This window comes from Paenarthrobacter aromaticivorans, assembly GCF_019038615.1.
Lineage (GTDB): Bacteria > Actinomycetota > Actinomycetes > Actinomycetales > Micrococcaceae > Arthrobacter > Arthrobacter aromaticivorans.
On sequence record NZ_JAHOPC010000001.1, the window covers coordinates 415780 to 436286 of the forward strand.

Consider the following 20507-nt stretch of genomic DNA (forward strand, 5'->3'; position numbering starts at 1 on the left):
ACGTTTTTGCTCGAATAGTGGACGCATCCTCTAGCCTGCACTGTATGGATGATCGTCGGATAACCCCAGCGGACCTTCCGCCCTTTGTTGATGCCGCATGGCTCAAGGCACACCGAACCAACGTTGTCACCGCTGATGTTCGGTGGTACCTCGACGGCGCGTCAGGCCGTGCAGCGTACGACGGCGGGCATCTTCCAGACGCGGTGTTCGTGGACCTGGACTCTTGGCTGTCGGGCAGCTCGGGACCACACGGCCTGAACCCTCTTCCCGACCCCGAAGTGTTCGCACAGGGAATGTCTTCCTTGGGAATCGGCGACTCAACGACCGTCGTCGCGTATGACGACGCGGGAGGAGTCATCGCAGCGCGGCTCGTGTGGATGCTGCGTGCGCTGGGGCATCGGGCGGCGCTGCTCGACGGCGGGATTGCCGCGTGGACAGGACCGCTCGAGACGATACCCGCCAAGCCGACGCCCGCGACTTTCACGCCGTCTCCGTGGCCGAAGGAGCATCTAGCCCGGCTTGAGGACATTAGCGCAGGGGCTGCCGGGATCATTCTCGACGCACGGAATGCCGACCGCTTCGACGGAAGCCTGCAGCTGCCCACCGATCCCCAAGCCGGACACATCCCCGGCGCCGTGAACGTCCCGTGCCGTGGGAACCTCGCCCCGGATGGACGCCTGCGCCCGATCGCCGAGGTCCGACGAGCGTTTGCGAAGGTTGGGATCGAAGATGCGACTGCCGTCATCTCCTACTGTGGATCAGGCGTCACGGCTTGCCACAACCTTCTAGCTCTCGAACATGCAGGACTTGGCCGCGGCCGCCTCTACGCAGGCGGGTGGTCAGAGTACGGAGCCGAGCCCGGCCGCCGGGCCGAGCTTGGCTGACAGTCGCCGTCCATGGAATCGCCGGTGGTTTGCGTAGCAACACTGCACCCAAACCACCCCTGCAGAGCAGCCTCCTTACTCCCCGTCAGGGGCCTATTGACCGCGTATTTGGGCGGGTCTAGCGTTGCGAATGGCAGTGGAATCATCCCCCGCCAATCCCATTGGAGGTCCATTATGGCCATTGCAGTAATCATGGATTTCACCGAAGGCACCCTGGAGGATTATGACAAAGTGGTGCAGCGACTAGGACTCGCTCCGGGCGGACCCGGGGCCCCGGGCGGGCTTTTCCATTGGGTATCGGGGACTGACCATGGCGCCCGGATCGTGGATGTATGGCGGACCCGCGAACAAGCCGATTCCTTCTATCAAAACAAGCTCGGTCCAGTTACAGCCGAACTCGGAATCGCGCAGCCGGAGATCAGCTATTTCGATGTCCACAATTTCCAGACGGCGGGACCTGAGGACTGACAGCCTCGCAGAGTCTGACGCGGGACGCCGGCCCCCGCCGTCCCGGTTTTTGAGCTACACCACCCTAAGGAGAAGTCCATGGCACTGTCCGTTGTTACCCACAAAGTGGCTGATTTTGGCGCATGGCATGACGTCTATAAAAGCGTTGCGGATCTGCAGGCCGCGGGCGGCGTCACACAGGAATCTTTCCACCGGAAGGCGGATGACCCCGACACCGTGCTCGTGCTGCACTATTTTGACTCAGTAGAGAAGGCGCAGGCCTTCTTCGCCAACCCCGAACTCCAGGAAGCCATGAAACGCGGTGGAGTCATCGGAGAGCCAAGAATCGAATTCTACGAATAGCCCCTTCGGACCACGACGGCGCCCTCCGGCAACGGGTAGGGGCGCCGTTGTTGTCTGCCCCGGAATGGCAGTAGCAGTACCTAACGCGCAGCCCGAAAATTTTGAACATTTGTTCATATGTACCCTTGAACAGATGTTCAAGATGCACTAATCTCCAATGTATGACCCAAGCCACATTCTCCGAAACCGCATCCACGCTTTTCATCAACGGCTCGTGGGAGCCGGCTGCGTCCGGTGCGGTCCGCACAATCCACAACCCGGCCGACGGCGAACTGGTCGCCACGGTGTCTGAAGCTGGCCGCGAAGATGCCGAGCGCGCCATTTCTGCCGCTCGGGCAGCCTTTGACTCCGGCGTCTGGTCCTCTGTCCCGGCGCCCGATCGCGGTGCGTTCCTGCTGAAGGTCGCCGCGGAACTGCGCGAACGCCGGGAGAAGTTCGCCCGCGCCGAATCGCTGGACACCGGCAAGCGGATCATCGAAAGCCGTATCGACATTGACGACATCGCTGCCTGCTTCGAATATTTCGGAAGGCTCGCCGGTCAGTCGGCGGGCCGGGTAGTCGACGCCGGGGACAACGCCGTCGCCAGCAAAATCGTCTACGAGCCCGTTGGCGTCTGCGGTTTGATCACGCCGTGGAACTACCCGCTGCTGCAGGCTGCATGGAAGATCGCGCCCGCACTGGCGGCTGGCTGCACCTTCGTCCTCAAGCCGGCCGAGCTGACCCCGTCCACCGCAATCCTTGCCATGCAGCTGCTCAAGGACCTTGGCCTGCCCGACGGCGTCGCCAACCTCGTGACAGGCCCGGGCGCCAAGGCGGGCGCACCCCTGTCGGAGCACCCTGACATTGACCTGGTCTCCTTCACCGGCGGATTGGAAACCGGCAAGCGCATTGCCGCCGCGGCAGCCGGCACGGTTAAGAAGCTGGCGCTTGAGCTCGGCGGCAAGAACCCCAACGTCGTGTTTGCTGACGCTGATTTCGACGCCGCCGTAGACAATGCGCTGAACGGGGCCTTTGTGCACTCAGGCCAGGTCTGCTCCGCCGGGGCACGGCTGGTGGTGGAGGAATCCATCGCCGAGCGCTTCGTCGACGAGCTGGTCCGCAGGGCAAAGGACATCCGCCTCGGTGGCCCGTTCGATGAGTCCGCCGAGACCGGACCGCTGATTTCCGCAGCCCACCGCGACAAGGTGGATGCCTACGTCCAGCGTGGCGTGGCGGAAGGCGCACGGTTGCGGTGTGGTGGCGCAGCGCCTGAAGGAGAGAAGTACGACGCCGGTTATTACTACCAGCCGACCATCCTGGACCGCGTCCAACGCGGGATGTCGGTTGTGGTCGACGAAGCCTTCGGCCCGGTAGTAACGGTGGAAACCTTCCGGACGGAAGACGAAGCCGTGGCCACCGCGAACGACACCATCTACGGACTGGCCGGCGCCGTCTGGACCCAGGATGCAGGCAAGGCTCAGCGGGTAGCAGGCCGCCTGCGCCACGGCACCGTTTGGATCAACGACTACCACCCCTACCTTCCACAGGCCGAATGGGGCGGCTTCGGCCAGTCCGGCGTCGGCCGCGAGCTCGGTCCCACCGGACTCGCTGAATACCAGGAAGCCAAGCACATCTACCAGAACACCAACCCGCAGGTAACGGGCTGGTTCGCTGACCGCAGCAAGGAGAAATAGATGCACACCGACAACATCGAGAACCTCAATGACCGAGGGTTCGACTACGTCGTCATCGGCGGCGGCTCTGCCGGCGCTGCAGTGGCCGCACGACTGAGCGAGGACCCTTCCGTTTCCGTTGCACTGGTTGAAGCTGGTCCGGATGACCGCGGCCTCCCCGAGATTCTGCAGCTTGACCGATGGATGGAACTGCTGGAGTCGGGGTACGACTGGGACTACCCAGTGGAACCGCAGGAGAACGGCAACTCCTTCATGCGCCACGCCCGCGCCAAGGTCATGGGTGGCTGCTCGAGCCATAACTCCTGTATCGCTTTCTGGGCTCCCCGCGAGGACCTGGACGAGTGGGAGTCAAAGTATGGCGCCACTGGCTGGAACGCTGCTGCCGCCTGGCCCTTGTACAAGCGGCTGGAAACCAACGAGGATGCGGGCCCGGATGCTCCCCACCATGGCGGCTCGGGGCCCGTGCACCTGATGAACGTGCCCCCGGCGGATCCCACCGGCGTCGCGCTTCTTGACGCCTGCGAGCAGGCCGGCATCCCCCGCGCAAAGTTCAATGACGGCAGCACCGTGATCAACGGGGCCAATTTCTTCCAGATCAACCGCCGTTCCGATGGGACACGTTCCTCCAGCTCGGTTTCCTACATCCACCCCATCATCGATCGTGAAAATTTCACGCTGCTGACCGGCCTGCGTGCCCGCCAACTGGTGTTCGACGCAGACAAGCGCTGCACCGGCGTCGACGTCGTTGACTCGGCTTTCGGCCGGGCCCACCGGCTCACAGCGCATCGCGAGGTCATCCTGTCCACGGGAGCCATCGACTCTCCCAAGCTCCTCATGCTCTCCGGCATCGGCCCGGCCGAGCATCTCGCAGCACACGGCATCGACGTGGTGGTCGACTCCCCCGGTGTCGGCGAGCACCTGCAGGACCACCCGGAAGGCGTGGTGCAGTTCGAGGCGAAGCAGCCGATGGTGGAGAGTTCCACCCAGTGGTGGGAGATCGGTATCTTCACCCCCACCGAAGAGGGTTTGGATCGCCCCGACCTGATGATGCATTACGGCTCTGTCCCGTTCGACATGAACACCCTTCGGTACGGCTACCCCACCACGGAGAATGGCTTCAGCCTCACCCCGAACGTCACCCACGCCCGTTCCCGCGGAACCGTCCGGCTCCGCAGCCGGGACTTCCGCGACAAGCCGATGGTTGACCCCCGCTACTTCACGGATCCGGAGGGCCACGACATGCGGGTCATGGTTGCCGGCATCCGCAAGGCGCGGGAAATCGCGGCGCAGCCGGCCATGGCCGAATGGGCCGGCCGGGAGCTCTCGCCTGGTATCGAGGCACAGACGGACGAGGAACTGCAGGATTACATCCGCAAAACGCACAACACGGTCTACCACCCCGTCGGCACTGTCCGGATGGGTCCCGTGGACGATGACATGTCCCCGCTGGATCCGGAGTTGCGGGTCAAGGGCGTCACCGGCCTGCGCGTTGCGGATGCCTCCGTCATGCCCGAGCACGTCACCGTCAATCCCAACATCACCGTCATGATGATTGGTGAGCGATGCGCGGACCTCTCAAGGCCAGCCGGACAGATGAAACCACGACGGCGGTGGCGGACTTCAGCTTGACCCCCGCCTGAGCAGGTGGTTGCCACTGAAAACACCGGTGGAGGGTGCACACCCAGCGCCCCCACCGGCGTTTTCCGTGCCCGCGTTTCCGTGCTCACGTTTCCGCGTCCGCGTTTCCGCGTCCAGGGGCGCTATGCCTGAAAAGGCACGACACTATCTTGAACATTTGTTCATAACAAGTCTTGAACGCCTGTTCAATCTGAACTAACCTCTTCTTATGACCCACGCCACACCTATACGGTTGCGGCCTGGCGGGCATGGTCCGGACTTCGACCACATCGAAGGCCCAGCCAGCCCCGTAACAACAAATGGGGGAACAGCCGGAGGCACATAGTGGTGCCCGGCCTTTTGATTTCGACTGCGACCAATGGCGGCCGCAGGTCATCACCATTCGGTGCACGTCTGAGTTAGGAGTTCGAATGTCAGAACCCAGTAAATTAGGACCCAGCAAGAGCGATGCAAGCGGCATGGACGAGTTTGGCTACGCGCAAACCCTTGACCGCAGCATCGGCAAGTTCGCCAGCTTCGCCGCCGGCGTCAGCTACATCTCCATCCTCACCGGCGTTTTTCAACTCTTTTACTTCGGCTTTTCCACGGCCGGACCCGCCTACGCGTGGTCATGGCCCATCGTCTTCGTCGGCCAGCTGATGGTGGCCCTGTGCTTTGCGGAACTGGCAGGCCGCTATCCGGTGGCTGGATCTGTGTACAACTGGGCCAAACGGCTCTCAAGCGGAACGTGGGCCTGGCTGGCCGGCTGGTTGCTCCTGCTTTCCTCGATCATGGCGCTGGGATCAGTTGCCTTGGCCCTTCAAATAACCCTGCCGCAGATCTGGAGCGGCTTCCAGCTTGTGGGCGACGGAACCGGCCCTTACGACTTCGCCGTCAACGGGGTGATCCTTGCCAGCATCATGATCGGTATTTCCACACTCATCAACGCTTTCGGCGTGAAACTCATGACCATGATCAACAGTGTGGGCGTATTCGTAGAACTGGTTGCGGCCGTCCTGCTGATCGCGGCGCTGATTTGGCATTCAGTACGGGGACCGGAAGTCCTCCTGGACACTGCCGGATTCGGCGAAGGACATCCCCTAGGCTTCTTCGGGGTGTTCATGATTGCCGCCATGGCCTCCGGCTACGTCATGTACGGGTTCGACACCGCCAGCTCCCTCGGCGAGGAAACCAAGGACCCCAAGCGCACGGCTCCCAAGGCTATCCTGCGTGCTGTTACGGCGTCCTTCCTCTTGGGCGGACTACTCCTCCTTGGCGGAATCCTGGCCGCACCCGATCTGTCCGATCCCAAGCTGGGAGCTGCCGATGGCGGTTTGCAGTACATCGTTCTTTCGGTGCTGGGCGGCCCCTTCGGCAAGGCCTTCCTGGTCTGCATCGTGGTGGCAGTCGTGGTCTGCACGCTGGCCGTGCATGCAGCAGCTATCCGCATGATGTTCGCCATGGCCAGGGACAACAACCTCCCCTTCAGCCGCCAGCTCAGCAAAGTTCACCCCACCCGCAAAACCCCCACGGTGGCTGCCATCGTTATCGGCACAGTGGCGGTGATCCCGCTGATCGTCAACATCTCCCAGCCGGCCATCTTCACGATTCTTTCCAGCATCAGCATCGTCCTGATCTACCTCTCCTACCTGCTGGTCACCGTGCCAATGCTGCGGCGCCGGTTCCTTAAGAAGTGGCCCCTGAAGGACGACGGATCCGAACCGGGTTTCAGCCTCGGCAAATGGGGGCTGCCCGTGAACATCGTGGCAGTGCTCTGGGGCGGAGCGATGACGTTGAACCTGATCTGGCCACGACCGGAGATTTACAATTCAGTACCGCCCTTCGAGTGGTACCTGCAGTGGGGCGGCGTTATGTTCGTTGCTGCGGTGATCATCGGCGGAACGCTCCTTTACCGCCTCCGTATCAGGCACCGGACAGGGGTTTTGGCCGAGCACGCCGCCGCTGCCCCTTCCCCCGAACCAGCCTCTACGGAGCCAGCCTCCCCGGAGCCAGCCTCGGCAGAGCCTATCCAGGTCCTAACCCGAAGCTAATAGCAGTTTCCAAATGAGGGCATCTCTTCGCCGGCGTTCCACGGGCGAAGAGATGCCCTCATTGTCGATTTAGACGAACGCCGACTTTCCCGTTACCGCCCTGGCCACGATCATGGAGTTGATCTCGTAACTGCCCTCGTAGGTGTACAAGATTTCGGCATCGCCAAAGAGCTTGCCCATCTCGTAATCCGTGGTGATGCCGTTTCCGCCCATCAGGGATCGGCCCATAGCCACGGACGAGCGCGCCAAGCGTGTGGTGGTCGCCTTGCACATCGCGGCCTGCACCATTTCCAGCTTGCCCGCTTGTTGGATACGTGCGAGTTCCACCATCAAGGACAGTGAGGCATTGGCGTTGCCCAGGATGTCCGCAAGTTGCTGCTGGATGAGCTGGAACCTGGCCAATTCCTTGCCGAACTGCTTGCGTTCCAGCGCGTAGGAGCGGGCAATATCGAAGGCCGCCAATTGGATGCCTGCAGCCTGCCAACCAACCCAGGCCCGCGAATCCCGCAGCAGGTCATTGGCCCGCGAAAACGCCGTGGCGCCGGGCAGCATGTTATCCACGGGAATCCGGACGTCGTCCAGCGCGATGTCCGCATTCTGCATGATGCGGAGGCCGATCTTGTTGGTGATCTTGGTGGCCGAGTAGCCTTCCCGGTCCGTCTCCACGATGAAGCCCTTGATCTGGTGATCAGACACATCACGGGCCCACACCAAGGCGAAGTCGGCAATCGTTCCGGCCCCAATCCAGCGCTTGGCACCGTTGATGACCCATTCGCCGCCGTCGCGTCGCGCCGTCGTCGAGAGTCCTCCGGCGATGTCCGAGCCGTGGTCCGGTTCCGTGAGCGCGAAGGCGCCCAACTGGGTAAAGGCCTCCAGCCCCGGCAGCCACTTCCGCTTTTGTTCGGGAGAGCCAAGTTCATGGATCATGCCGACGATGAGTTCGTTATGGATGCCCACCAGCGCGGAAAGCGATACGTCCGCCCGGGCAATCTCGGTGTACATGAGGCCCTTGAACAGCTTGGAGGAGCCGTCGATCTGCAGCCCGCCGAGCCCATATTTGGCCATCTCGGCCAGGAGCCCGAACGGGAACTCTTCTCGGTTCCAGTATTCGATGCTGGCGGCGCGGATCCGCGTTTGGAGGGACTCCCGCACCTCCGCGTACCGCGCCCGCTCCCCCGCAGGAAGCAGGTCTACCACGTGCATCAGGTCCGCCTCCGGATAAGGAGGGAGGACTTTCTGTGTCGGTTCGCCGCTGGTAACGGTGCCGGCAGCTGCTTTTTCGTCGAGCATTTGACCCCTTCGTCATGTCCAACGCAGGCTCTTCCAAACCCTTGGATGTCCTAGTATATTGCAAGGTGATGTGGACCACTAGGCGGGATGCTCCGGCGACGGCGCCGAGGCAGTATTCCCCAGCGAAAGGCGGACTATGACAGTCACAGAAGACTTCCGTGCGGCCCGTGACCGGCTGCTGGAACTGCGCGAGGACTACAAGCAGGCGCACAGTGAATTCGAATGGCCACGTTTTGACGAATTCAACTTCGCCCTGGATTGGTTCGACCAGATTGCTGCGGATCCGGAACGGGGAAACAAACCGGCACTGGTCATCGTGGAGCAGGACGGCAGTTCCACACGGCGCACGTTCGCGGACCTTTCAAAGCGGTCCTCCCAACTTGCCAACTGGCTGCGCAACGAGGGCGTCAAGCGCGGGGACCACATGATCATCATGCTCGGCAACCAGGTGGAGCTCTGGGAGCTCATGCTGGCCGGCATCAAGCTGGGCATCGTCATGATCCCCACTACCACCCTCATGGGTGCACGGGATCTTCAAGACCGCGTAGAACGGGGCGGTGCCAACTGGGTGGCCGTGGGTAGCGCCAACATTGGGAAATTCACCGCTGTGGAGGGCGATTACACGCTGATCGAGATCGGCGGGGAACCGGCCAATGCCGAAGCCAAGCAGTATGCAGATTCATTCTCCGCACCGCAAGAGTTCACGCCCGACGCCCCCACCAAAGCGGACGAGACAATGCTGCTCTACTTCACGTCCGGCACCACTTCGCGGGCCAAGCTCGTGGAGCACACCCACACGTCCTACCCCGTGGGCCACCTTTCCACGATGTACTGGATCGGCCTTGAACCCGGCGACGTGCACCTCAATGTCGCCTCCCCCGGCTGGGCCAAGCACGCCTGGTCCAACGTCTTCACACCCTGGATCGCCGAGGCCTGCGTCTTCATCTACAACTACGAACGCTTCAACGCAGCCGCCCTCATGGACCAAATGGGCCGCGAAGGAGTCACGAGTTTCTGCGCGCCACCCACCGTCTGGCGCATGCTCATCCAGGCAGACCTCACGCAACTGGCCTCGCCGCCCCACAAGGTGGTGTCCGCCGGCGAACCACTGAACGCGGAGGTCATCGGCCAGGTGGAGGAAGCCTGGGGCGTCACCATCCGCGACGGTTTCGGCCAGACCGAATCCACCGTCCAGATCGCGAACACGCCGGCACAGCCGGTGAAGATCGGTTCCATGGGACGCCCGCTGCCCGGGTACGACGTCGTCCTTGTGGACCCGCTCACCGGACAGGAAGCCGACGATGGCGAGCTCTGCCTCCGCTTGGACCCCCGGCCCGTGGGGCTCATGAAGAGTTACTTCGGCGATGAAGCGAAAACAGCAGAAGCGTTCCGCGACGGTTACTACCACACCGGGGATATGGCGAGCCGGGACGCCGACGGCGTCATCACTTATGTCGGCCGGGACGACGACGTCTTCAAATCCTCCGACTACCGTTTGTCGCCCTTCGAACTCGAAAGCGTACTGATCGAACACCCCGCAGTGGCGGAGGCCGCCGTCGTACCTTCGCCTGACCCCGTGAAGCTTTCCGTGCCGAAAGCGTTTGTGGTGCTCGCCGCCGGCTACGAACCCGGACCTGCCGTTGCCGAGGACATCCTGCGATACTGTCGTGAGCACCTGGCGCCCTTCAAACGGATCCGGCGACTCGAATTCGGCGAGCTGCCCAAGACCATTTCAGGCAAGATCAGGCGCGTGGAACTACGCGGCACGGAAGTGGCGCGTCACGGCAGCGGACCGCTGCCGGCCGGTCTCGGCCTGGAGTACACCGAGGAAGAGTTTCCGAATCTGAAAGACTAGCCACCCGAGCAACGAAGGAGGCCCATGGGTACCCCACTCCCCCGCGACCCCATCGCCGACGCCCAACGAAACTGGGAACGGCATGGTTGGGGCGATGTTGCCGCGCCCATGGCTGCCATCACAGCGATCATGCGTACCCAGCAGATCTTGCTTGCACGCATCGAGACGGTCCTCAAACCGTTCGGACTGACGTTCGCACGCTACGAACTCCTCGCGCTGCTGAGTTTCGCCCGCAGCGGCGCACTCCCCATGAACAAGGCGAGCGCGCTCCTGCAGGTGCACCCCACCTCGGTGACCAACGCCGTCGATCGTCTCGAAAAGGCGGGCCTGGTGGCCCGTTCCCCACACCCAACCGACGGACGCACCACGCTGATCGAACTCACCGCAGAAGGCCGCACCCTGGCGAAGAAGGCGACGGCGGCCCTCAACTCTGAAGTTTTCGGCAACTCGGGCTTCGGGCCCGACGACGTCGATCACCTCATCCGCGTCCTGGGCACCTTCCGCAGGGATGCCGGGGATTTCACCGAGGAGTGACTGAAGGCGCTCGCGAGCGTATCCTGAGATTCCATTGCCGCAGTGGGGGTGGAGCATGGCCAAGGACCCGGGACAACGCCGCAGCGTACTTCTGCGCCCTTTCCTGTTGGCCATGCTGGGTTCATCCGCATGGATGGTCTGGCTGGCCGGGCCTTCCGCAGCAGCGACGGACATTGTGCCCGTCATTCCGCCGCTGCCCAGCGGCTCCACCTCGCTCACCCAGACTTTGCAGGCCCCGTCGATCACATCCGTTGAAGACGCTGTTGATTCAGTGGCCTCCAGTCTTGAGCCGATACCCGAGGTTCCGGCACTGCCTGAGGTTCCTGTTGTTCCCACGCTGCCTGCAGTGACCGTCCCGGAAGCTCCCCTCGACGTCGTGGTTCCCGAGGTACAGGGGTTACTTCCAGTGGAGGATGTCCCGGGCCTCCTGCCCGAAGTACCTGACATACTCCCGGTGCCCGCGTTGCCGGGCTTACCCGATGCGCCGGAGTTGCCCGGGCTGACCGGCCCTCCACTTCCTCAGCTGCCAGGCCCGCTACCGGAGCCCCTGCCAAACCAGTTGCCAACCCAGTCGCCAAACCAGCTCGACGGCGTTGCCTCGCCTACGGTGCCGACCTTCGGGGAAGCCACTACCTCGCCGGCAAGCGCCCCCACGCTGCCCCTCGCCGTCGTACTCCAAACCACGCAAGCCGGGGCACCTCTGCTCGGAGGCATCAGTCTCCCCCAGCCTTTTTCGATGCTTGACCCCGTGGGTGTTCCGCCCGCCCTAATGCCAGGCCCCGTGAATCCCGTTCCGGACCCGCCACTTCATCCCGCCTTGACGCCAAGTGCTGCAGGCTCATCCGGAGCACGTGGTCCAAGCACTTCCGCCCCAGGATCGTCCGACATCCCGGACGTCCTCTCACCGCTACCTCCGCCGCGAGCCGGACCTGTGACGGACCGGCAGCGAAGTACAGCACCACAACCTTCGTTCGATCCAGGGTCCCGACCTGACTGATGCGGTGGCTCCTGCTTTGGCAGGCACCACCACCTGCGGCGACCGTCGCAGGCATTTCATCAGCCAGGAGGCACTCATGCTTCGCAAGATCCAGATCCCCGCCCGCAACCACGCAAGGGCATCCGCCAGCCAACGCATCGGCTTTTGGCCCGACTTCGTCGGCAACTGGCCGGATCCAATGAATGCGGAAAGGGGCCGGAAAGTCTGCTGAAGGGCACATCGCCCAAGAAACAACGACGCCGGCCGGACAGTCAATCTGTCCGGCCGGCGTCGTGCTGTCCGAAGTCCGCAGTGGCTGCTAGGGTGCGGTACTGATACTTCAGGAGGAAACACGTGGGCTTTGCCGAAGAACTCAAGCAGGAGTGCATCAACAATTGGGACGCCGCGATCAACCATCCCTTTGTGGATCAGTTGCTCGGCGGGAATCTTTCCGACGATAACCTTCGGCGTTACCTTGTGCAGGATTACCAGTTCTGCGACGCCTTCACGGCGCTCCTGGGGCAAGCAGTTGCCTCCGCGCCGTCGTTATCCTCACGGTTGGTGTTCGCGCGGGTCCTGGGCGCATTCGCGTCGGACGAGAACACGTACTTCCAGGATTGCTTCAATGAACTGGACGTTGCGGAGGCTGACCGGACCGGGCCCGCACTGGGAACCGTCACCCGCGACTTCGATTCCCTCATGCGCACCGCTTTGAGCACCCGCTCCTACCCGGACGTTCTGGCTGTCCTCCTCGTTGCCGAGTGGCTTTACGGGGACTGGGCCGCGCGGGCCGGAGATCCTGCAATATGGCCAGTTGCGCCAAAGCACTCGGAATGGATCCGCCTCCACAACAATCCCGAGTACAACGCCTGGGTGACGTGGCTACGGGAGGAGTTCAACGCCGTCGAGCCTGTAAACCCGGAAGTTCGCGCCCGCGTCACGGAGACGTTCCGCGAGGCTGTGCGCCTGGAGCTTGCGTTCTTTGACGCCGCCCTGGTCCCGTCGGGCGTACCGGCGTAGAGCAAGGTCCACCACCCCGGCCTCCACGCGTTCCGGACTCATTCTGCGCTGCTTGCCTAGTCCTGCTTCTCGCCGCGCGGCTGCGGCATCGACGGACCGTCCGCCCCCGGCGGTTCCTCCTCAACCTGCTCGGGACACGGCTCCGGAAACTCCCCAAGCTGTGTCCAGTGCCAGCCTTCCAGGCAGTCATCGTTATCGCAGAACCCAGCCGTCATTGTGCCCCCACATCGTCGCCAAGCTGTCCCTATTTAAGAGGCGGCAACCACGGGGGCGTGACGGGGAAAGAGTTAGTGAATAGGGAAAGGTGACATGGCTACGGGCGGAGTTCGACGGCGTCGGGCCTGTATGCCCCGAAGCTCGACGTACACCTCGTGAGCACAGTGAGAGCATTGGGGATGGCTATTTTCGATCTTCGCACGCTGCCCGCCGGGCACGTGGAGTTACACGACGCGCGCCGCCAACGCCGATGGTCCGTGCAGCTCGAGGCTTTTGAGATCGGAGCAGTTCCTGTGACCAAGGCACAGTGGGCGAAGGTCTTGGATGATGTTGACGGCCCGGTTGCTCAATGACATCGCGTGGACGTCCGAGGACGATGTAGAAGACCCTCAGGTAGTGGGATCGAAGAGTGCCAACGCTTTTGGATTGCACTACACCCTAGGAAATGTGTGGGAGTGGTGCTGGGATTTTCTTGATCCGGCTCGTTATGGGGACTATCGCGTCTTCCGTGGAGGAGGGTTCGCGGACAAGCCTTGGAGTGTGCGCGCGTCGACTCGGCGGGGAGGCGCACCTGGAATGAGTCACCCTGACGTCGGCCTGCGATTAGCGAGAGGTTCGTTCAGCACAGGGCAGGCAGCGCAAGGGTGGTCAGCAAAGTCGGACATCGAGCGCGGAAGAATAAGCGGAGCGTTGCCTTCGGGGTGGACTCCCCGGCGGCAGTCCTAGCCTTGTTCAGCGTACGCAAACCCCGTGTCATCAAACTGCGGGGACAGTACAGCTAGCCGTCCTCTACTGGGCGTCCCATCGGAACCAGCGGATTCCGATGAAAGAGAACACGACGATGTATCCCAGGCAGGCCAGCAGTGAGTAACCGTCTTGGGCGCTCCATGTGGCTTGGCTCAGCACGCTGGAGAAGAAAGCCATGAGGGCGCCGACTGGTGACCAGTCGCCGATGGTCTTCATAGTGTCACCCAGGATCCCGGACCCACCCAGAAGCCCGAGGAGCAGCAGAATCACGAAAAGGACCCGGCCGATCGCATTGATGGCGGTGGACGATTTCACCACTCCAACCAATGCCTGCCCGATGGCCAGGAACATCGCGGCACCGAGGACGGCAATGGCCAGGATGAGGGCGTACTGGCCCGCGTTGAGCGAGAGGCCGTGGAGGATGGTACCGACGATCACTACGATTGCGGACGCGATCAGATTGGTTGCCACCTGGACCACGAGCCTGCTGGTCATGATCATCCAGGTTGGTGCTGGGGTGACTCGGAGCCTTTGCAGCACGCCCATCTCCCGGTCATGGGCCAGCGTAAGGCTGTAACCCAGCAGGCAGGAGGTGAGCAGCCCAAGGATTAGGGCCAGGCCGATGACGAGGTCCGAGCCGCCAAGGCGTGATTGGGCCTTGCCGAAGGTGGTGACCACCAGGACCACGATCGGCAGCAGGATGCTCAAAACGACCGATACCCGGCTGCGTAGAAGCACGATCGAATCCGCGAGAAGCAGCGATCTCATGGCCAGTGCCAGCGAGGGCCTTGCAGCAGAGTTGCGATCGTCAATCACGGATCTCATCCCCTGTCAGTCCGATGAACACGTCTTCCAATGTGACGGCGCCGTGTGCGACGGCCAGCACCTCAGGATCGTCCTTGTGTTTGTTGATCAGTTCAGCGGGAGTCCCGAGGGTGAGGAGTTTGCCGTGATCGATAATCGCCACCCGATCGCAGACCGCTTGGGCTTCCTCCATGGAATGCGTAGTCAGAACTATGCTGCTGCCGTCGCCACGCAGTTTCTCAATCCTCTTCCACAGAGTGCGCCGAGACTGCGGGTCCAACCCTGCCGTCGGCTCGTCCAACAACAGCAGCAGCGGGTTGTGGATGGTCGCAATGAACAATGCCAGTCGTTGCTGCTGACCGCCGGAAAGATGCTTAAAGCGCTTGCCCAGTTCCTCGCCGAGTCCGAGAGTACGGATGCTCTCGCGGATCTGGGCGCGTGAGAGTCTTACCCCATAAAGGCCCGCGTACAGCTTCACGATCTGCTCAATGCTCAACTCGGCCTGAAAACTGGAGGACTGCAGTTGCACGCCGAGTAGAGCCTCCGCCTCGATCGGGTATCGTTGGACCTCGACGCCGTTCACGACCACACGGCCGGACAGCGGTTTCACCAGACCCTCCAGCGCGCTGAGCGTGGTGGTCTTTCCTGCCCCATTCGGGCCCAGCAAACCGAAGATCTCTCCGCGGTCAACACGAAAAGCCAGCCCATCGACCACCGTCCGGCTGCCATAGGCGACCCGCAAGTCACTTATCTCCAGCACTGGTGGCTCTACCGACTCATTCATTTCACGCATCGGAACGCATTCCCTCAAGACGGACTGTCCGGCGGGCGCCGTGGCACAAGCATAGGGCAACCAGCTGAGAGCCGAGCTAGGTGTCAGCGAGGCTTCGCGCGAACTCAATCTGATCGCCCGCGTATGGGCATGCCACCGGGACATCGCCCAGTTCGGTCCAGTGCCAGCTGTCCGGGCAGTGGTGGTTATCGCAGAATTGCCACGTCATTTCGTTCCTCAGTCGTCGCCCTGTTTGTCCTTATTTAGGACGGCCCCCGGGCGGAATCGTGACGAGGAAAGTATCGTGACCTTCGTCCTACTAGCGGGCCACCGAAAACGAAAAGATAAGAGCCGATACGAGCGCCAGTGCGGCGATACCGTAACCGACAACCAAGGCACCAACTGCAAGAGCCCGTCCGCGTTCTCCACGCTGCTGGATCTGGTTGAGGGCGACGTGACCTGCACCCACAACGAAAACTGCGATGACGGCCATCCCCGCGAAGAACAGCCCCACGAGGGCCAGCACTGCCATCGCTGCTGCCACGATGGCCTGGCGGTTGATCGGTTGGGCGGATGCTTCCGTTTGGCCGGTTTGAACGATCTCCGTTGACATGTTCTCTCCCCATTTGTCGGTGCCAACGAGTCTATCCTCGTGCATGCCAAAACTACGTTGCGGGGCCTGCTTTGCGCGCTACGAGTCGCGTCAAGGGCGCAAAGCAGGCCTCACAACAACAATCAACTACCGGTGCTTGAACTCGGGCTGCCGCTTCTCGCTGAATGCAGCCATGCCTTCCTTCTGGTCCTCGGTGGCGAACAGTGAGTGGAACACCCGCCGTTCGAAGAGCACTCCCTGTGCCAGACCCATTTCAAACGCAGCATTGACGGCTTCCTTGGCCACCATGGCTGTGGGCTTGGACTTGGAAGCAATGACCTCGGCGGCTTTCACGGCCTCGTCAATGACTTCAGCTGCGGGGACAATCCGGGAAACAAGTCCTGAGCGTTCAGCTTCCTCAGCGTCCATGAACCGGCCGGTGAGGACCATGTCCATCGCCTTGGCCTTGCCAACGGCCCGCGTTAGCCGCTGGGAGCCGCCCATTCCGGGGATAACGCCCAGGTTGATTTCCGGCTGGCCAAATTTTGCGTTGTCCCCGGCAATGATGAAGTCCGCCATCATGGCTAATTCGCAGCCCCCGCCCAGCGCAAAGCCGGAGACCGCTGCAATGACGGGGATGCGGAGTCGCGTGAGGTCCTCCCAGCGGCGGAACCAATCGGCCGCATACATCTCCATATAGCTCTTGGAGGACATCTCCTTGATGTCGGCGCCTGCCGCGAATGCCTTGGCGGATCCGGTGATGACCACGGCGCCGATGTCAGGATCGGTGTCCATTGCGGTGACTGCGTCCACAAGTTCGTTCATGAGTGCTGTGTTCAGCGCATTCAACGCCTGCGGTCGGTTCAAGGTCACCAAACCAACGCGGCCCCGGCGTTCCACCAGGATGTTCCCGTACTGCTCCGTCATTCTTTCCCTCTCACCCAACATCATGTACAGAAACCCTCACACAGACTTGTCGCGTATGTCCGTGATGATGCCGGAGAAGTCACGTCCGGCACCCTCGCCCGCGGCAAAGGCATCGTAGATCCGGGATGCCAACGGTCCCATTTCCGCTGCAACTCCAGTGCTTTCCAACGCATTTACGGCCAGCCGAAGATCCTTGGCCATCAGTGCCCCGGCAAATCCGGGCTGATAGTCGCGGTTGGCCGGGCTGGTGGGGACGGGACCGGGAACAGGACAGTTGGTGGTCAGGGCCCAGCACTGTCCGGAAGCGTTGGAAGCGACGTCGAACAGTGCCTGATGCGTGAGTCCAAGTTTCTCGCCGAGCACGAAGGCCTCCGCGACAGCAATCATGGACACACCCAGGATCATGTTGTTGCAGACCTTGGCTGCTTGCCCGGCACCGTGATCCCCGCAATGCACGATCCTCTTGCCCATGAGTTCCAGGATGGGTTTGACTGTCTCGAAATCCTCCGGCAAAGCGCCGACCATAAAAGTCAGGGTGCCGGCTTCGGCACCCACGACGCCGCCGGAAACCGGGGCATCCACGGAGCGGTGCCCCGCTTCAAGAGCAATGACGGCTGCCTGCCGGGCCTCGTCGACGTTGATAGTGGAACAATCCAGGAACAAGGTATCCGGCGCGGCCACGGACAGCAGCCCCGGCCCGTCAACACCACGGTACGCGTCCAGCACGTGCTTGCCGCTGGGCAACATGGTCAACACCACGGCCGCGCCGTCCACGGCCTCGTCCGCCGTGGATGCCATAGGAATCCCGTGGGCCTTGGCTGCCTCAACGGCCGCGGGCACGGGGTCATAACCAATCACCTCATGCCCTGCCTTGATCAGGTTGGCTGCCATGGGCCCGCCCATATGGCCGAGTCCGAGGAAAGCGATGAGTCCCGTTGCCGATGCTGCGTTCTCTGTCATGTCGTCTCCTTCAACTGGCTAACAAACTGGCTGAACCCGCGGGTGGTCATGTGGCGTCAACACCCAAGGCGGCGAGCCCCAACTCCCGCTCCCCGAGCGGCGCAAAGTAGCCCTCGACGTCGGACTCGCGCACCTCCGCCAACGTGGGGGGCTTCCACTGCGGGTTCCGGTCCTTGTCCACTACCTGCGCGCGGATCCCTTCCCGAAAATCGGGCCCGGCCAGGCAGCGAAGTCCCACCCGGTACTCCTGATCCAGCGCTTCCTCCAGCGACATCCCCCTCACGCGCCGCAAAGATGCCAACGTGACCTTCACGGACGTGGGCGACTTCGCCTCAATGGTGTCAGCCGCGGTAGCTGCCTCCGGCGAAGTTTCCCCCAGGGAACGCAAACTCCGTACGATCTCCTCCGCGTCGTCCTGCGCGTAGGCGGCGTTGATCCACTCCTGCTGGGCCGCCAAAGCCGAGTCCGGCGCCGCTTGGACAAAGCGCCCGACGGCGGCCTCCGCCGTCGAGCTTTCCAGCGCTTCCGCCAGTGCGGGCAGGCTTTCGGATGGTACAAAGTGATCCGCGAGGCCGAGGAACAAGGCGTCCGCCCCGGTGAGGTGGGCGCCCGTCAGGGCCGCATGGGTTCCCGCCTCCCCCGGGGAACGTGACAGCAAAAGGGTGCCGCCGACGTCGGGCACGAACCCAATGGTGGTCTCAGGCATGCCTGTGCGCGTCCGCTCAGTAACAATGCGCACCGAGCCGTGCGCCGAAACCCCCACGCCGCCGCCAAGCACCAACCCGTCCATGAACGCGACATAGGGCTTGGGGTAACGGGCAATGAGCGAGTTCAGCCGGTACTCGTCGGCCCAGAACTCCGCCGTTTCCGTTCCGCCCTGCAACATGTCCTTATAGATGGCCACAATGTCTCCGCCGGCGCACAGCCCGCGGTCGCCAGCGCCGCGCACCAGGACGGTTGCTACGGCGTCGTCGTCAGCCCAAGCAGCCAACTGCTGGAGCATGGCTTTCACCATTCCCGCGCTGAGGGCGTTGACTGCCTGGGGCCGGTTGAGCGTCACTATGCCAAGGTGGCCGCGGCGCTCAAAAAGAACTTCTTCGGTGTCCAAAGCCCCCATCAGCTGCCTGCCGGCATGATGAAGCTGGCGCCCTGACGAATACCGGAGGGCCACCGCGACGTCACGGTCTTGGTCTTGGTGTAGAAGCGGAAGGCGTCGGCTCCGTGCTGGTTGAGGTCGCCGAAACCGGAAGCCTTCCAGCCGCCGAAGGTGTAGTACGCGATCGGCACCGGAATGGGCACGTTGATGCCCACCATGCCTACTTCGACGCGGCTGGCGAAGTCACGGGCGGAATCGCCGTCGCGGGTAAAGATTGCGACGCCGTTGCCAAACTCGTGCTCGCTGCAGAGCCTGAGCGCTTCGTCATAGTCAGCCGCGCGCAACACGCTGAGAACCGGGCCGAAGATCTCTTCCTTGTAGATCTTCATGTCCTTGGTGACGTTGTCGAAGAGCGTGGGACCAACCCAGAAGCCGCCGTCGTAACCTTCCACAGTGAGCCCCCGGCCGTCGGTGACCAGGGTGGCGCCTTCGTCGACGCCGGACTGGATGTAGCCTTCGATTCTTTCCTTCGCGGAGGCAGCAACCACGGGGCCGAAGTCCGAATCTTTCGCCAGGCTGTGGCCCACCTTGAGGTCCTTCACACGCTCGGTCAGCTTGGCCACCAACGCGTCCGCGGTTTCCTGGCCAACAGGCACGGCAACCGAGATCGCCATGCACCGTTCGCCAGCGGAGCCGTAGCCGGCGCCAATCAGGGCGTCGGCAGCCATGTCCAGATCGGCGTCGGGCATGATCACCATGTGGTTCTTCGCCCCGCCGAAGCATTGGGCGCGCTTGCCGTGCGCCGCCGCCGTGGCGTAGATGTACTGGGCGATCGGTGTGGATCCAACGAAGCCAATGGCCTTGACCCGCGGATCCTCAAGCAGGGCGTCAACGGCTTCTTTGTCGCCGTTGATCACGTTGAAGACGCCGTTCGGGACACCGGCCTCGCTGTACAGCTCGGCGAGCCGCAGCGGAACGGAGGGATCCCGTTCGGAGGGCTTAAGGATGAAAGCGTTGCCGGCTGCGAGCGCTGGGCCCGACTTCCAGAGAGGGATCATGGCGGGGAAGTTGAACGGCGTAATGCCGGCAACCACGCCAAGCGGTTGGCGCAGGGAGTGCACGTCAATGCCCTGCCCTGCGTTGTCCGAGAACTCACCCTTGAGCAGGTGCGGCGCCCCCGCGGAGAATTCGACTACCTCGATGCCGCGCTGGATGTCTCCCTTGGCGTCGGCCAACGTTTTGCCGTGTTCGGAGGACAGGAGCTTGGCGAGTTCGTCCATGTTCTCGTTTACCAAGTCCACAAACTTCAGCAAGATGCGTCCCCGCCGTTGCGGGTTCATGGCCGCCCATTCGAGCTGGCCCTTCTCGGCATTTGCGATCGCGTTGCGGACCTCGTCTGCGCTTGCCAGCGGAAGCCGCGCCTGCACTTCGCCCGTGCAGGGATCGTAGACGTCGCTGAACCGACCGGACGTGCCGTCGATCCTCTGGCCGTCTACGTAGTGTGAAAGCTCGCGCACCATGGTGGAATGCTCCTTTGCATCGTGAATGACTGCCGTGCGGCTGGTTCCAGTAATCGGCAGGAACGCCTCAGCGACTGTGAGCCAGGTCATCTCTGAACCGAATATACTCGGACTTCCTACTAATTTCCAGAGGAGGTTTTTCCACCCCTATTCATCAGCGGGA

Annotated in this window: 22 protein-coding genes; 13 read left to right on the top strand and 9 right to left on the bottom strand. The window is 62.6% G+C overall.

Annotation, left to right across the window (positions count from 1 at the left end; all coding sequences use genetic code 11):
- The first annotated feature begins 44 nt into the window (after window positions 1-44).
- From KSW38_RS01960 to KSW38_RS01985, 6 genes are all read left to right on the top strand, one after another.
- Window positions 45-884: a sulfurtransferase gene (locus KSW38_RS01960; protein ID WP_216922181.1), complete on the top strand. Its 840-nt coding sequence runs from the start codon at window positions 45-47 to the stop codon at window positions 882-884.
- 174 nt (window positions 885-1058) lie between these two features.
- Window positions 1059-1352, top strand: a complete 294-nt coding sequence (locus KSW38_RS01965) for a hypothetical protein (RefSeq protein ID WP_216922182.1) — start codon at window positions 1059-1061, stop codon at window positions 1350-1352.
- Between the two features lie 78 nt (window positions 1353-1430).
- Window positions 1431-1694 carry an antibiotic biosynthesis monooxygenase family protein gene (locus KSW38_RS01970; RefSeq protein ID WP_216922184.1) on the top strand — a complete coding sequence of 88 codons (264 nt, stop codon included), beginning with the start codon at window positions 1431-1433 and terminating at the stop codon, window positions 1692-1694.
- Between the two features lie 161 nt (window positions 1695-1855).
- Complete coding sequence (locus KSW38_RS01975; protein ID WP_216922185.1) at window positions 1856-3367, top strand: aldehyde dehydrogenase family protein; 1512 nt, start codon at window positions 1856-1858, stop codon at window positions 3365-3367.
- A complete protein-coding gene (locus KSW38_RS01980; RefSeq protein ID WP_216922186.1) occupies window positions 3368-4996 on the top strand; it encodes a GMC family oxidoreductase in 1629 nt (542 codons plus the stop codon).
- A gap of 419 nt (window positions 4997-5415) precedes the next feature.
- Window positions 5416-7035, top strand: coding sequence for an APC family permease (locus KSW38_RS01985; protein WP_254185956.1), 1620 nt, complete (start codon window positions 5416-5418; stop codon window positions 7033-7035).
- Between the two features lie 69 nt (window positions 7036-7104).
- On the opposite strand, the gene KSW38_RS01990 is transcribed toward KSW38_RS01985, so the two are convergent.
- On the bottom strand, window positions 7105-8325 hold the full coding sequence (locus KSW38_RS01990; protein ID WP_216922187.1) for an acyl-CoA dehydrogenase family protein: 1221 nt from the start codon (window positions 8323-8325) through the stop codon (window positions 7105-7107).
- A gap of 136 nt (window positions 8326-8461) precedes the next feature.
- On the opposite strand from KSW38_RS01990, the gene KSW38_RS01995 reads away from it, so the two are divergent.
- From KSW38_RS01995 to KSW38_RS02020, 7 genes are all read left to right on the top strand, one after another.
- Window positions 8462-10180: an AMP-binding protein gene (locus tag KSW38_RS01995; protein WP_216922188.1), complete on the top strand. Its 1719-nt coding sequence runs from the start codon at window positions 8462-8464 to the stop codon at window positions 10178-10180.
- Window positions 10181-10204: 24 nt separating this feature from the next.
- Window positions 10205-10714, top strand: coding sequence for a MarR family winged helix-turn-helix transcriptional regulator (locus KSW38_RS02000; RefSeq protein WP_216922189.1), 510 nt, complete (start codon window positions 10205-10207; stop codon window positions 10712-10714).
- Window positions 10715-10769: 55 nt separating this feature from the next.
- Window positions 10770-11711, top strand: coding sequence for a hypothetical protein (locus KSW38_RS02005; protein ID WP_216922190.1), 942 nt, complete (start codon window positions 10770-10772; stop codon window positions 11709-11711).
- A gap of 4 nt (window positions 11712-11715) precedes the next feature.
- Window positions 11716-11922 carry a hypothetical protein gene (locus KSW38_RS02010; RefSeq protein WP_216922192.1) on the top strand — a complete coding sequence of 69 codons (207 nt, stop codon included), beginning with the start codon at window positions 11716-11718 and terminating at the stop codon, window positions 11920-11922.
- A gap of 122 nt (window positions 11923-12044) precedes the next feature.
- Window positions 12045-12710 (top strand): TenA family protein, encoded by a 666-nt coding sequence (locus KSW38_RS02015; RefSeq protein WP_216922194.1) that lies wholly within the window; start codon window positions 12045-12047, stop codon window positions 12708-12710.
- Between the two features lie 371 nt (window positions 12711-13081).
- Entirely contained in the window at window positions 13082-13279 is a 198-nt protein-coding gene (locus tag KSW38_RS23685) for a hypothetical protein (protein ID WP_308169273.1), read from the top strand.
- The gene (locus tag KSW38_RS02020; protein WP_308169280.1) at window positions 13254-13652 is read left to right on the top strand and encodes a formylglycine-generating enzyme family protein; all 399 of its coding nucleotides are present in this window, start codon (window positions 13254-13256) and stop codon (window positions 13650-13652) included. Before KSW38_RS23685 ends, KSW38_RS02020 begins: the two co-directional genes overlap by 26 nt.
- 63 nt (window positions 13653-13715) lie before the next feature.
- Here KSW38_RS02020 and KSW38_RS02025 read toward each other — a convergent pair whose 3' ends face one another.
- From KSW38_RS02025 to KSW38_RS02055, 8 genes are all read right to left on the bottom strand, one after another.
- Window positions 13716-14489, bottom strand: a complete 774-nt coding sequence (locus tag KSW38_RS02025) for an ABC transporter permease (RefSeq protein ID WP_216922196.1) — start codon at window positions 14487-14489, stop codon at window positions 13716-13718.
- Window positions 14482-15270, bottom strand: coding sequence for an ABC transporter ATP-binding protein (locus tag KSW38_RS02030; protein ID WP_216922198.1), 789 nt, complete (start codon window positions 15268-15270; stop codon window positions 14482-14484). The genes KSW38_RS02025 and KSW38_RS02030 overlap by 8 nt, the downstream gene beginning before the upstream one ends.
- A gap of 76 nt (window positions 15271-15346) precedes the next feature.
- Window positions 15347-15478: a hypothetical protein gene (locus KSW38_RS23605; protein ID WP_256449674.1), complete on the bottom strand. Its 132-nt coding sequence runs from the start codon at window positions 15476-15478 to the stop codon at window positions 15347-15349.
- 90 nt (window positions 15479-15568) lie between these two features.
- Window positions 15569-15862 (bottom strand): DUF4190 domain-containing protein, encoded by a 294-nt coding sequence (locus KSW38_RS02035; RefSeq protein ID WP_216922199.1) that lies wholly within the window; start codon window positions 15860-15862, stop codon window positions 15569-15571.
- A gap of 126 nt (window positions 15863-15988) precedes the next feature.
- Complete coding sequence (locus KSW38_RS02040) at window positions 15989-16768, bottom strand: enoyl-CoA hydratase (protein ID WP_216922200.1); 780 nt, start codon at window positions 16766-16768, stop codon at window positions 15989-15991.
- A 36-nt stretch (window positions 16769-16804) separates the two neighbouring features.
- Entirely contained in the window at window positions 16805-17728 is a 924-nt protein-coding gene (gene mmsB, locus KSW38_RS02045; RefSeq protein WP_216922201.1) for a 3-hydroxyisobutyrate dehydrogenase, read from the bottom strand.
- Window positions 17729-17774: 46 nt separating this feature from the next.
- Window positions 17775-18845 (bottom strand): enoyl-CoA hydratase/isomerase family protein, encoded by a 1071-nt coding sequence (locus KSW38_RS02050; protein WP_216922202.1) that lies wholly within the window; start codon window positions 18843-18845, stop codon window positions 17775-17777.
- Entirely contained in the window at window positions 18845-20344 is a 1500-nt protein-coding gene (locus KSW38_RS02055; protein WP_216922823.1) for a CoA-acylating methylmalonate-semialdehyde dehydrogenase, read from the bottom strand. Before KSW38_RS02055 ends, KSW38_RS02050 begins: the two co-directional genes overlap by 1 nt.
- Window positions 20345-20507 lie beyond the last annotated feature (163 nt).

Bases quoted from the DNA above. Each gene is read 5' to 3' on its own strand.
- KSW38_RS01960 (WP_216922181.1), top strand. From the start codon at position 45: ATGGATGATCGTCGGATAACCCCAGCGGACCTTCCGCCCTTTGTTGAT.
- KSW38_RS01965 (WP_216922182.1), top strand. From the start codon at position 1,059: ATGGCCATTGCAGTAATCATGGATTTCACCGAAGGCACCCTGGAGGAT.
- KSW38_RS01970 (WP_216922184.1), top strand. From the start codon at position 1,431: ATGGCACTGTCCGTTGTTACCCACAAAGTGGCTGATTTTGGCGCATGG.
- KSW38_RS01975 (WP_216922185.1), top strand. From the start codon at position 1,856: ATGACCCAAGCCACATTCTCCGAAACCGCATCCACGCTTTTCATCAAC.
- KSW38_RS01980 (WP_216922186.1), top strand. From the start codon at position 3,368: ATGCACACCGACAACATCGAGAACCTCAATGACCGAGGGTTCGACTAC.
- KSW38_RS01985 (WP_254185956.1), top strand. From the start codon at position 5,416: ATGTCAGAACCCAGTAAATTAGGACCCAGCAAGAGCGATGCAAGCGGC.
- KSW38_RS01990 (WP_216922187.1), bottom strand. From the start codon at position 8,325: ATGCTCGACGAAAAAGCAGCTGCCGGCACCGTTACCAGCGGCGAACCG.
- KSW38_RS01995 (WP_216922188.1), top strand. From the start codon at position 8,462: ATGACAGTCACAGAAGACTTCCGTGCGGCCCGTGACCGGCTGCTGGAA.
- KSW38_RS02000 (WP_216922189.1), top strand. From the start codon at position 10,205: ATGGGTACCCCACTCCCCCGCGACCCCATCGCCGACGCCCAACGAAAC.
- KSW38_RS02005 (WP_216922190.1), top strand. From the start codon at position 10,770: ATGGCCAAGGACCCGGGACAACGCCGCAGCGTACTTCTGCGCCCTTTC.
- KSW38_RS02020 (WP_308169280.1), top strand. From the start codon at position 13,254: ATGTTGACGGCCCGGTTGCTCAATGACATCGCGTGGACGTCCGAGGAC.
- KSW38_RS02030 (WP_216922198.1), bottom strand. From the start codon at position 15,270: ATGCGTGAAATGAATGAGTCGGTAGAGCCACCAGTGCTGGAGATAAGT.
- KSW38_RS23605 (WP_256449674.1), bottom strand. From the start codon at position 15,478: ATGACGTGGCAATTCTGCGATAACCACCACTGCCCGGACAGCTGGCAC.
- KSW38_RS02035 (WP_216922199.1), bottom strand. From the start codon at position 15,862: ATGTCAACGGAGATCGTTCAAACCGGCCAAACGGAAGCATCCGCCCAA.
- KSW38_RS02040 (WP_216922200.1), bottom strand. From the start codon at position 16,768: ATGACGGAGCAGTACGGGAACATCCTGGTGGAACGCCGGGGCCGCGTT.
- mmsB (WP_216922201.1), bottom strand. From the start codon at position 17,728: ATGACAGAGAACGCAGCATCGGCAACGGGACTCATCGCTTTCCTCGGA.
- KSW38_RS02050 (WP_216922202.1), bottom strand. From the start codon at position 18,845: ATGGGGGCTTTGGACACCGAAGAAGTTCTTTTTGAGCGCCGCGGCCAC.
- KSW38_RS02055 (WP_216922823.1), bottom strand. From the start codon at position 20,344: ATGGTGCGCGAGCTTTCACACTACGTAGACGGCCAGAGGATCGACGGC.